A 12,013-nucleotide genomic window follows, 5' to 3' on the forward strand; every position below is an offset into this window, starting at 1 on the left:
AAGAAGGGCGCCGTATTGGCGCCCTTCTTCTTCAACACCAAGCCGCCCTCACACGGATGCTTTAACCAACATCCAACAAACAACACAAGGAGTCCAAGATGCGTCAAAAGTTGGCTGCAGGTCTCGTGATTTTCTGTGCTTCGCAACTCTGCAACGCACAGGCAACCGACGTTGCTATCGGGCAGGAAGACAGCAAGAGCGGACTCTGTCTTTTCACCGGAACGCCTCCGTCTGAATTTACGTATACCATCGTAAAAGAGCTCGACTACGGCAAAGGCAGCTATGGAAGTGTGAACGACCTGCTTCCCATCGTCGTAGCTGATGCCAAGGCCGCCGGTGCAGATGCGGTCATTCATTACAATGGGGCCCAGCACTTCGGTTTCTGGCCGTGGCGATTCGTGAGACCAGTGGTAACAGGCACCGCCGTAAAGTGGACGCCTGCACGCGACATCGACTGCGCTGGTGCAGGCGGGCATCACACCACCGGAACACTGAAAGAGGCCCCACCGCCGCCGCAGAAATAGCACGGCGCCCCTGCGCTTGATGGTGGCGCCAGAGGTGCATTGGCAAGCGGCGCTCAGCCCAGGCTGGATCGGCCTGTGTTCCGTAACCAACCTGGCAGTCCGTAGTGACGCTTTGTTGATCAGGCTCTCCTCCTCCGGACGGAGCGACCCCTTTTCACATTCCTCACGCTGGCGTTGAATACGCGCATCAATTCGTGAACTCGTCAATCAATCGATAACATCAACGTCGCCCCGCCACCGGGGCGACCTGCTTCCCGAGCTGGATCCGTACCACCACCCAGCACAACCGGAGTACATCGCATGACCTGGATCATCGCTGTCGCTCGCTGGCTGTACGCCCTGTTCTACCTGCATGTTGGCGTGCGTTGGTTTTCGTACAAGCTCTTTGGTACGTCCTGGCCGGATCATCACGAAGCACCTGCCGCCAAAGCGCTGACCACCGCAATGACGGAAAGCGGCATAGTCGATCCGATGATTGCCTCAGCCTGTCTTGTCGGCGGACTGTTGCTGCTGTTCCGGCGCACCGCGCCACTGGGCATCGCGGTACTTGCACCCCTGGTGACCGGCATTTTCATCTTCCACCTATGCCTAAACCAGCAATGGCCATGGGGAACATTCCACCTCTGCTATCTGGCGGTGCTGGCGTGGCTGCACCGCAGTGCATTTCGGCCATTGTGGAATTACCGGGGCAATGTTGGATGAGCAAGCGCCACTGCCCGGACTGCAAGAGCCGAACACCCCTGTAGTGCCGAGCCATGCTCGGCAGAGGCTTTACCGATAGAAATGATGCAAAGCTCCCGAGCCATGCTTGGCGGAAGCTTCAGCGATGGCAGGACCCATTGAGGCGGACTCTGCGCGTGCTTCGCGGCTTACGCCGCTCCCACGATCGGGAGCGCAGGCTACGTAATTCGCAGACAACAAGGGCGCCAACGGCGCCCTTGTCGGTTTCAAGCTTTTACGCAGGCTCAGTGCGTGCCCGCAGCCGCCTTGCCCACCGCACCCAGCTCACCAGCCAGATTGCGCTTATAGGTGTCGAAGTCGATGCCCTGCTCGGCCACTTCAGCGTGCGCGGCATCTTTGAGCACATCCGAATACATCAGTCGCACCGGCGTGTCGTTGTTCTCGTGCCACTCGGCAGCCTGCATGATCAGCGCCAGCACACGGGCGGCACTGGTGGTCTCACCGGCGATCTTGCCGTCCATGCCCAGCACCCACTCACCATCACGGCGGACGATACCGGCCAGCAATGCACGGTGCTGATCGCGCAATTCGGCATGCGGCTCCACTTTGGCCTTTACCGGCGGATTGGCTTCGGCCTGGTTGCGCTCGCGCTCGGCCAGCTTCTTCTTCGCCTCGCGGCGGCCTTTGGATTGGATCGACATCAGTTGTTCACTCTTTGAACGGCCGCCGGTGATGGCGGCGCAGCTATTGTCCCCGATGCGGGGTGAATTCGTGTCAGGACGTGGTTTCGTCACGCTGGGCCCGCTGGCTGATGCGCTCCCATTTCCACATCGCCCAGCTGCCCAGGCCGAACAGGGCCGCGCCAATAGCCAGAGTCAGGCCACTGCGGCTGAGCATCGGCGAGAGCACGCCGGCGATGATGGCGTTGGTCACCAAGGTGCTGAATGCCTGCATCGACGAGGCTGTGCCGCGCTGGCGCGGGTACATGTCGAGGATGGCCAGGGTCAGGATGGGGAAGATCAGCGCCACGCCAAACGAGGTCAGGGTGAACGGCAGCACCGCCCACGGCACCGTCATTTCGGTGGCGAAGGCGTTGTAGCTGATGTTGTAGATGGCTGCGACGGCCATGAAGCAGTAACCGATCCGCACCGCCCGCGCACCGTCCATGCGCCCTGCCGCACGGCCAGAGGCATAGGCGCCCAAGGCCATGCCGCCGATGGTCGGAATGAACAGCCACGCGAACTGGCGCTCGTTCATGTGCAGCAGGTCAAGCACGAAGGCAGGCGCCGAGGCGATGTACAGGAACAGTCCACCGAAGCCCAGCGACCCGGCCAGGGCCAGGCGCAGGAAGCGCGGATTGATACCGATGCTGATGTAGTCCTGCAGCAGCCGCTTTGGATGCAGGCTCAGGCGCGCATGCGGCGGATGGGTTTCCGGCAGCCAGATGCAGGTGATCAGCAGCAACAGCGCCGAAAACCCGACCAGGAACCAGAAAATGCCCTGCCACTGCGTCCAACCCAGCAACCAGCCGCCGATGATCGGGGCGATGGCCGGGGCGATGGAGAAGATCATCGAGACCTGACTCATCAGTCGCTGCGCGTCGTCGCCGTCATACAGGTCACGGATCACCGCGCGGCCAATGATGTAACCGACACCGGCCGACAGGCCCTGCAGGAAGCGGAACAGCAGCAAGGTTCCCATGTCGGTGGACAGTGCACAGCCGACGGATGCAGCGATGAACACCACCAGCCCGCCGATGATGACCACCTTGCGGCCCAGCGCATCGGACAGCGCGCCATGCACCAGGCTCATCAATGCATAGGCCAGCAGATAGACACTGATCACCTGCTGCATCGCCAGCTTGTCGGCGCCTAGATCGGCGCCCATATGCGGGAACGCCGGGAATACCGCATCGATCGCGAACGGGCCAAACATCGACAGACCGGCCACCAGAATGGCGATACGGCGCAGCGAAACCTGCTTGTTTGCTTCCATGGCTTTCACTAACCAGCAACGGCACCGGCGCGAGGGCCGATGTGGGGTGGGGACAGAATGAACAGGACCGGGCGCGACGGCGCTGGACGGCCATGATGCGGCAATTTGTCCGGACATTCACCCGCTTCAGCCAGCGGTTCCGGGATGCCCGGCCGTACGCGTGCAACGCGCGGGATTGAAACCGGGATGCAGATGGTAATCCAAGCCGCCGCGCGGGTCTGCCCCGGGCCTTTACCGGGCTATAATCGGCAAGCTGTACGAACAAGGTGGGAGAAGCGGTTCACCCCGCTGCCGAAGGCGCAAACGCCCGTAATCGCTCAGGCCCGATACCACCCGTAGCAAAACTCTGGAGAGACCGGTTCAATCCGGCGCCGAAGGTGCACGAAGCGCACGATCCTCGTCGCGTCGCTTCCAAACTCTCAGGCAAAAGGACAGAGGGGCGCGAGGTAAGCCTTTGCTTGCCGGCTGTGGTGGCGCGCGTGCGCGGCACCCGGACGGCAACCGGGCAGACCTGGCTCACCGCCCCTGCCCTGCATGCCTTCTCCGGACGTCAGCCATGACCCAGAACACTCTTTCGCTGCGCGAACTCGAACACCATTCCGCGTTCGTCGACCGCCACATCGGCCCCAACGACGCTGAAATCGCGCAGATGCTGCGCACCGTTGGCCACGATTCGCTCGAAGCACTCACCGACGCCATCGTGCCGGGTTCGATCAAGTCGCCGGCGCCGCTGGCGCTGCCCGAGTCGCTGACCGAAGTCGACGCGCTGGCCAAGATCCGCGCCATCGCCGACAAGAATAAGGTACTGCGCAGCTTCATCGGCCAGGGCTATTACGGCACCCACACGCCGAACGTGATCCTGCGCAACATCCTCGAGAACCCGGCGTGGTACACGGCATACACGCCGTACCAGGCAGAAATCTCGCAGGGCCGCATGGAAGCGCTGATCAACTTCCAGACCATGGTCGCCGACCTGACCGGCATGGAAATCGCCAACGCCTCGCTGCTGGACGAAGCCACCGCCGCCGCCGAAGCAATGACCCTGGCCAAGCGCTCGGCCAAGTCCAAGTCCAAGCTGTTCTTCGTGCAGGACAGCGTGCATCCGCAGACGCTGGAACTGCTGCGCACCCGCGCCGAGCCGATGGGCATTGAACTGTTGATCGGCAAGCCGGCTGACGCACTCACCGCCGACACCTTCGGCGTGCTGCTGCAGTACCCGGACAGCCTCGGCAACATCGGCGACTACAAGGCGCTGGTCGAGGCCGTACACGCCCGCCAGGGTCTGGTCGCAGTCGCCACCGATCTGCTGGCACTGACCCTGATCGCCGCCCCCGGCGAATGGGGCGCGGATATCGCCGTCGGCAACAGCCAGCGCTTCGGCGTGCCGTTCGGTTTCGGCGGCCCGCACGCCGCCTTCATGGCCTGCCGTGACGCCTACAAGCGCTCAATGCCGGGCCGCCTGATCGGCGTCTCGGTCGATGCCGAAGGCAAGGCCGCGTACCGCCTGACCCTGCAGACCCGCGAGCAGCATATCCGCCGCGAGAAGGCCACTTCCAACATCTGTACCGCACAGGTGCTGCTGGCGGTGATGGCCTCGATGTACGCCGTCTACCACGGTCCGGAAGGCCTGCAGCGCATTGCCCGCCGTACCCACCGCCTGGCTGCCATCCTCGCCGCTGCTCTGCGTGGCAAGGGCGTGGCGGTCGGCAACGACTTCTTCGACACCCTGCACATCACCGGCGTTGATTCGGCCGCGCTGAAGGCCAAGTCCGAAGCCGCCGGCATCAACCTGCGCATCATCGACGCCGGCTCGGTCGGCATCAGCCTGGACGAAACCGCTACCCGCGCCGACGTCGTCGCACTGGCCCAGCTGTTCGGCGCCAGCATCGATGTAGACGCACTCGATGCCAGCACTGCCGACGCTCTGCCGAAGAGCCTGCTGCGCACCAGCGAGTTCCTGACCCACCCGGTATTCAACACGCACCACAGCGAGCACGAGATGCTGCGCTACCTGCGTTCGCTGGCCGACAAGGACCTGGCGATGGATCGCACCATGATCCCGCTGGGCAGCTGCACCATGAAGCTCAACGCCACCGCCGAGATGATCCCGGTGACCTGGCCGGAATTCGCCAACATCCACCCGCTGGCACCGGCTGATCAGGCGCAGGGCTACAAGGAGCTGATCGACGGCCTGGAAGCGATGCTGGTCGAGTGCACCGGCTATGACGCCGTGAGCCTGCAGCCGAACTCCGGCGCGCAGGGCGAATACGCCGGCCTGCTGGCAATCCGCGCCTACCACCGCTCGCGCAACGAAGGCCATCGTGACATCTGCCTGATTCCGGACTCGGCGCACGGCACCAACCCGGCCTCGGCCCAGATGTGCGGCATGACCGTGGTGGTGACCAAGACCGACAGCAACGGCAACGTCGATGTCGAAGACATCCGTCGCAACGCCGAGAAGTACAGCGACCGCCTGGCCGCGATCATGATGACCTACCCGTCCACGCATGGCGTGTTCGAGGAAGAAGTGGTCGAGATCTGCGAGATCATCCACAAGCATGGCGGCCAGGTGTACACCGACGGTGCCAACATGAACGCCCTGGTCGGCGTGGCCAAGCCCGGCAAGTGGGGCTCGGACGTGTCGCACCTGAACCTGCACAAGACTTTCTGCATCCCGCACGGCGGCGGCGGCCCGGGCGTTGGCCCGTGTGCGGTGAAGTCGCATCTGGCCCCGTTCCTACCGGGCAAGCTCGGCGACAACGGCCCGGTCGGTATGGTCAGCGCAGCCAGCTTCGGCAGCGCCTCGATCCTGCCGATCAGCTGGATGTACATCACCCTGATGGGCACCGCCGGTCTGCGCAAGGCAACCCAGGTTGCATTGCTCAACGCCAACTACATCGCCAAGCGCCTGGCCCCGCATTACGCCACGCTGTACACCGGTCGTAATGGCCTGGTGGCGCATGAGTGCATCCTCGACGTGCGTCCGCTGGAGAAGACCTCCGGTATCGGCGCCGAGGACGTGGCCAAGCGCCTGATCGACTTCGGCTTCCACGCCCCGACCCTGAGCTTCCCGGTTGCCGGTACGCTGATGGTCGAGCCAACCGAGAGTGAATCGCAGCACGAACTGGATCGCTTCATCGACGCGATGATCCAGATCCGCGAGGAAATCCAGGCCATCGAAGACGGCAAGCTCGACCGCGAGGACAACCCGCTCAAGCACGCCCCGCACACTGCCGGTGCGGTGTCGGCCAGCGAGTGGACGCATGCCTACCCGCGTGAGCTGGCAGCGTTCCCGCTGCCGTCGTTGAAGCTGCAGAAGTACTGGCCGCCGGTGGCACGCGTGGACAACGTGTACGGCGACAAGAACATCATGTGTGCTTGTATTCCGGTGGATGCGTACAAGGAAGATGTGGAAGCCTGATCAGGCAACCACCGGTAAAACGGAATGGCCCGCGCAAGCGGGCCATTTCATTTACGGCCTCCCGGCTGCAAATGCCAGCCTACCGCGGCGGCCAGTCGAAGGCCTGGGCACTTCCGCCATCAGCCTTGTTCATTTCCCGCGAGCGCGCCTCGATATGCTCGCGTGACCCATTGCAGAACAACATGGCACTCTGCAGCCCGCCCATGTACTTCTGGCTGGCGGAGATGCACATCGTTTCGCCCGGGAACACGCTTGAGCTGTCCTGGCAATAGGCCTGCTGGTCGCGCCAACTGCCCGGATACGCCTGTCTGGCCGCTGCGTACAACGACGCCAACGTCGCCTGCAACGTCGCCGGATCCGCATCCGCCGTTGGCTGCTGTCGTATCGGCGTGCGCAGCAACAACGCTGGCTTGGTCCGCTGTACCGACCCCAGGCAATACAGCGCGGGGGGCGCCTCCGCCGCCGGAACCTTGCCGACCTCCGCGCCGGTAGCCGACGCATCCACCTGTACGGCAATCGCAGGCGCAGGCAGTCCCGGCACGATGATCTTCAGGCCCTGTTCGCCCCCGGCTCGCCATACCCGCACAGGCACATCGGAACCAGGCGCAAGGCGACTGACAATGGCCAGCAACTCATCCGGCTTCATTACCGCCTGCCCGTCCATCTCAAGCAGCACATCCTTTGCCCGGATTCCGCCGACCGCGGCCGCGCGCCCCTCGGCAACCTCGATGACCCATACACCGCGCGGAGCATCGAGCCCCACTGCCTGCGCCAGCTCGGCACCAACCACACCAACACGCACGCCCAAGCGACCGCGATGCACGTCAGCATCGCTGGCTACCGGTGGAGTTGCAGCAGGCGACCGCACTGCCTGCGTGTCGCCCGGTACCCAGCGCACCACGTCGTATTTTGCGGTGAAGCCGCCAATCAAACGGCGGTAATCCTGTTCCGCCTTGTCCGCCTCGGCACGGGTGTCGTAAGCGAAACAGTAAGCAGATTCAGTAGGGATGCCTGCGGCCTGCGCCACCGGCTTGAACGCCTCGCGATACGTCTCAGCCTGCTCCAGCACCGCGGCCAAGGCACGATCGCCTGGCACCGCTTTCTCGAGGACGCCACTGCTCACGGTCAATGCGGTAACCAGCCGTCCCGGCACATCGGTGGCAGTTGCATGACAACGGAAAAAGTGCGGCTGGGCCTGGGTGGCGCCGACAGCGGCAAGTACGTCTGCCGGCAGCGCCCAAGGCACGTCATGCCAGTTGCCCACCTTCACGAAGAACGTGCGTTTGTCCCACAGGCCGCGCTGCTCCTCGCGCAGGGCTTCTGCTTCGGCCCGTGTGCGCATCGCGACGCAGCTTTTCTCACCTGCTCCACCGAGTCCTGCCACGTGGCGATAAAAGGCGCCTGCGACGCGGTTGACCGCCTCCATGTCCAGGATCGATGCGCTGAACTCGAGCACAGGCGACGCCCAGACGCGCGCCGTTGTGTGGCCAGTATCGGTGACGGTGCAAAGCACGTAACCGCCCGCCGACTGCGCCGCCGCCAATGGCGATAGCCCCAGTGCGACCAACGCCAGCAAGGCAAGACGATGCATGCTCACTCCCCCGTGATGCGGCACCGGTCTGGCTGGCCGGCGAGTCAGTGTGCCACGAATCCCGATGGCCTTTAGCGGGAAGGCGGCCCCGGAAGGCCGCCTTTGGGCATCGTTCGAGACAAGCGCAGGCTCAGTACCCCTGCTTCTTCAACCACGCATCCACCTGCGGTTTGCGCTCTGCACGCAGCCGCAGCCTGGTCTGGATCCCGGCAATTGCCGTCTCCGCATCACGTCGCGAGGTCGGTGCGATGTGCGCATCGGCGAATGCCTTGATCTTGTCCACCATCTGCAGCTTGTCGGCACTGCGCCCCAACCCCGGGTAATACCGCGCGCGCGAAGTACTGTCGACCAGCGTGTCCACCTTCTCACGATTGGCAACAGCAAAGTCGAAGGCCAGGTCCGCATGCTCGTGCGATACGCCACCAATCATGCCCGCGCTGTTGGTTGCACCCGGCTCATCGGTCAACGCCATGTCCAATGCACGCTGCGCCAACGCCTTGTCCTTGGGCAGGGCAAGCAGTCCATAGTACTGGTCACGCACCATTGCCGAGGTTTCCTGCTTGGCCAGCGTGTGCAGCTTGTCCCAGGTTGCCGTGTCGGCATTGCGTGCCACCACACCCAGCACACTGCTGCGCAGGTCCGGAGACAGCGAATCCGGCTTGGCCAGGAAGGTATCAAAGCGACGCTGCGCTTCGGCAATCACCTGCGCATCGTCCAATGCTGCCAAAGTGCCGATCAATCCACTGCGCAATTCCTTGGTCTGCGCCGAGTCGGTGTCCTTGCCGTCCCAACCCAGCGACTGCAGCACTGGCGACAAACGCGAACGTGCGTAACTGCGGAAAGCGGCCTGCCGCGCGGTATCGCCGTCGAACATGCCATCGATCCCGCTCAGCGTGCCGGAGGCCATGTCCCATAGATCGATAGGCGCGTCGGCGCTGATCTTCGCGATCAGGTCCAGCAGATCCGCATCAGGCTGCAGGCCGGCCGCAGCCAATGCACTGGTATCCATCATCACGCCCAACTGGTCGACCACCGGCAACTTGTCGAAGCCCGCGCTCAGTGCCTTGAACTGCGTCGGCGCATACAAGGTGCGGTAATAGCCCTTCTGCCCGGCATTGACCAGCAACGGACCGCTGCAGCCTGGCAGCTGCACGGCGGTGTCTCCATCGACCAGCGTGTGCACTACATCGCCACTGCCCACACGCAGGCTTACCGGCACGCGCCAATGCAGCGGCTGCTTGTCCTTGCGATCAATCGTGTACTCGCCCTGGCTCAACTTCACCTGCGTGTTGCCGGCCACGCAGCTGCTGCTGGCGCGGATCAAAGGAACACCCGGCTGCAGGGTGAAATCATGCGCCACTTCCATGAAGCGTTTGCCCGGTGCTGCCTTGTCGATCTCGGCCCAGAGATCATCAGTGACTGCATTGCCGTAGGCATGGGCTGCGATATAGCGACGCACACCATCACGCCACGCATCAGCGCCCACGTAATCCTCGAACATCGAGATCACCGCCGAGCCTTTGCCGTAGGTGATACCGTCGAACGCCTGGCTGGCCTGCTCCACCGTCTCCACGTGCTGCACGATCGGGTGGGTGGTGACGTAGGCATCGCGGCCCATCGCACCGCGGCTGGTATGCGCGGCATCGACGTTGTTGATGTCCCATTCCGGGTGCAGCTTGGCGGTGGTGCGCGCCTCCATCCACGAGGCGAAGCCTTCGTTGAGCCAGAGGTCATCCCACCACGCCATCGTCACCAGGTTGCCGAACCATTGGTGCGCGATTTCATGTGCGGCAATCGAGAACACGGCCTTCTTGTCGGAGACGCTGGACACGGTCGGGTCCAGCAGCAAGGCGTATTCGAAGGTGAAGATCGCACCCCAGTTCTCCATTGCACTGAAGAACTGGCTGCCGCCGGGTGCAGCGACGTTGTCGAGCTTGGGCAGCGGATACTTCACGCCGAAATAGTTGTTGTATTCACGCAACACCTCGGCGCTGCCTTCCAGCGCGAACTGCGCCTGTTCGACCTTGCCGGTCTGGGCAATCACCCCGATCTCGGTGTCGCCTTCCTTGACTGTGGCGCGTTCGAACTCGCCACTGGAGAAGAACAACAGATACGTCGACATCTTCGGTGTGGTCTGGAACACCACCTGCTTCAGTCCCTTGCCCAGCGCCTTGGTGCTGGTCACCGGCATGTTGCTGACCGCCATCTCGGCTTCCGGCACGGTCACGCTCAGGTCGAACGTGGCCTTGAAGCCCGGCTCATCCCACGATGGAATGAAGCGGCGTGCATCGGAGTTTTCGAACTGGGTGAACAGCGCACGCTTCTTGCTGCCATCGGCTACCGGGTAGTCCAACGCGAACAGGCCATTGGCCTGGGTGTTGATGGTGCCGTCGTAATCGATGCTCAGCGTGTAGCGGCCGGGCTGAAGCGGGTTAGCCACGCCGAAGCTGGCAGTCTGGTTGCTCTCGTCGACACTGACCGTCGTCGCTATTGCCTTGCCGCCACCTGCTGGCTGCAACTGGCTGCGACCAAAGCGCATGCCCGCTGCCTGCAGCACGATGGTGTTGGTTGGCTTCAGCACTTCCAGGTCGATCCCGACCTTGCCGTCGAAGCGCATCTGCTCGGCGTGCGGAGTTATCTCCACCCGGTAGTGATCTGGCCGCGCGGTGCGCGGCAACTGCGTGGTGGCTTCGGTCTGGATCGAGCCGGCAACTACCGGTTCCGCAGCAAACGCAGCAGAGGTCGCAGCGCAGGAAAGGGCGAGACTGATCGCAACAACGAGGGAACAGCGCATCAAAGCTCCTGACGGACGGGCATGGGCGTGATACCCACCAGATCCGCATCATCTGCCCCTCTACCGCCCCCCAACACCCCCGGAAGTCATAGCCCAGTGCGCGTAGCTTCCTGTTGCACGCGCTCGGCGATCATCGCCCGGTACTGGCGTGGCGCCATGCCGACTTCGGCCTTGAATTTTCGGGTAAATGCACTCTGGTCACTGAAGCCACAGGCCTGGCCGATGCTGGCCACGCTGTCATCGCCGTGCAGTAGGTGCAGTGCGATCTGGATGCGCAGGCGTGTCAGTACCTGCTGCGGCGTCATCTGGAACACCTTGCGGAACGAGCGCTCCAGCTTTGACAGCGAGAAGCCGGTGATATCCAGCAGGGTCTGCATACGCACGTTTTCGGCGTAATGCGTGTTGAGGTAATCCAACGCAAGCCGCAACGGCTCGTACTGCGACTCCAGTCCACCGCGCTGGCCGAGGTCACGCGAGATACCGATCAAGCCGACCACCTTGCCGTTCTCGACGATGGGCCGCTTGCAGGTCAGGCACCACCCCGGCTGCTGGTTTGGGAACAGCTGCAGCTCCATCACGTTCTCGATCACTTCGCCGGCCAGTACCCGCGCGTCCTGTTCGGTGTAGGCCTCGCTCATGCCGACCGGGTACAACTCGTCGGCACGCTTGCCGATGGCGTCGTTGCGCGACTTCATGCCCAGCCGCTGCATCATCGTCATGTTGACGTGGGTGTAGCGCCCATCAATGTCCTTGGCGAAAAACAGCACGCTGGGAATGGCGTCGAACAGGGCTTCGATTTCGGCAGGGTCAATACGCATCGGGTCAATCAGGCTGGCAGCGGGGGGCGTGCCCAGCCATTCTAGCCAGTGCTGCGCTGCCTGTAGTGGGGGGGCCCGCGGGGGGGGGGGGGCGGGGGGGGGGGGGGAGCGGGGGGGCGACGGGGGGGCGGGCGCGGCGGCGGGGGTTGGGTGTGGCGCGGGGAGCGCCCCCCCGCGGCCCGCGGGGGG

8 protein-coding genes and 1 riboswitch are annotated in these 12,013 nt (G+C 63.6%); of the genes, 3 read left to right on the forward strand and 5 right to left on the reverse strand.

Annotation, left to right across the window (positions count from 1 at the left end; genetic code table 11):
* Positions 1-98 precede the first annotated feature (98 nt).
* A complete protein-coding gene (locus ACVOK8_RS10445) occupies positions 99-524 on the forward strand; it encodes a hypothetical protein (RefSeq protein ID WP_481566747.1) in 426 nt (141 codons plus the stop codon).
* Between the two features lie 300 nt (positions 525-824).
* On the forward strand, positions 825-1,226 hold the full coding sequence (locus ACVOK8_RS10450) for a hypothetical protein (protein WP_481566748.1): 402 nt from the start codon (positions 825-827) through the stop codon (positions 1,224-1,226).
* Between the two features lie 263 nt (positions 1,227-1,489).
* Here ACVOK8_RS10450 and ACVOK8_RS10455 read toward each other — a convergent pair whose 3' ends face one another.
* Together ACVOK8_RS10455 and ACVOK8_RS10460 are read right to left on the reverse strand one after the other, a co-directional pair.
* Positions 1,490-1,906 carry a hypothetical protein gene (locus ACVOK8_RS10455; RefSeq protein WP_481566749.1) on the reverse strand — a complete coding sequence of 139 codons (417 nt, stop codon included), beginning with the start codon at positions 1,904-1,906 and terminating at the stop codon, positions 1,490-1,492.
* Between the two features lie 73 nt (positions 1,907-1,979).
* Positions 1,980-3,200, reverse strand: coding sequence for a multidrug effflux MFS transporter (locus ACVOK8_RS10460; RefSeq protein WP_481566750.1), 1,221 nt, complete (start codon positions 3,198-3,200; stop codon positions 1,980-1,982).
* 336 nt (positions 3,201-3,536) lie between these two features.
* A riboswitch (glycine riboswitch) is annotated at positions 3,537-3,645 on the forward strand.
* Between the two features lie 111 nt (positions 3,646-3,756).
* Here ACVOK8_RS10460 and gcvP point away from each other — a divergent pair.
* Positions 3,757-6,621, forward strand: a complete 2,865-nt coding sequence (gcvP, locus tag ACVOK8_RS10465) for an aminomethyl-transferring glycine dehydrogenase (protein WP_481566751.1) — start codon at positions 3,757-3,759, stop codon at positions 6,619-6,621.
* A gap of 79 nt (positions 6,622-6,700) precedes the next feature.
* Here the strand turns inward: gcvP and ACVOK8_RS10470 are convergent, their stop codons facing one another.
* The 3 genes from ACVOK8_RS10470 to ACVOK8_RS10480 all read right to left on the reverse strand — a co-directional run bounded on the left by ACVOK8_RS10470 (position 6,701) and on the right by ACVOK8_RS10480 (position 11,824).
* Positions 6,701-8,212 (reverse strand): S1C family serine protease, encoded by a 1,512-nt coding sequence (locus tag ACVOK8_RS10470; RefSeq protein ID WP_481566752.1) that lies wholly within the window; start codon positions 8,210-8,212, stop codon positions 6,701-6,703.
* A gap of 130 nt (positions 8,213-8,342) precedes the next feature.
* A complete protein-coding gene (locus ACVOK8_RS10475; protein ID WP_481566753.1) occupies positions 8,343-11,006 on the reverse strand; it encodes a M1 family metallopeptidase in 2,664 nt (887 codons plus the stop codon).
* 86 nt (positions 11,007-11,092) lie between these two features.
* Complete coding sequence (locus ACVOK8_RS10480; protein ID WP_481566754.1) at positions 11,093-11,824, reverse strand: AraC family transcriptional regulator; 732 nt, start codon at positions 11,822-11,824, stop codon at positions 11,093-11,095.
* Between the last annotated feature and the right edge of the window lie 189 nt (positions 11,825-12,013).

The sequence above is a fragment of the Stenotrophomonas sp. STEN083 genome, assembly GCF_056759195.1.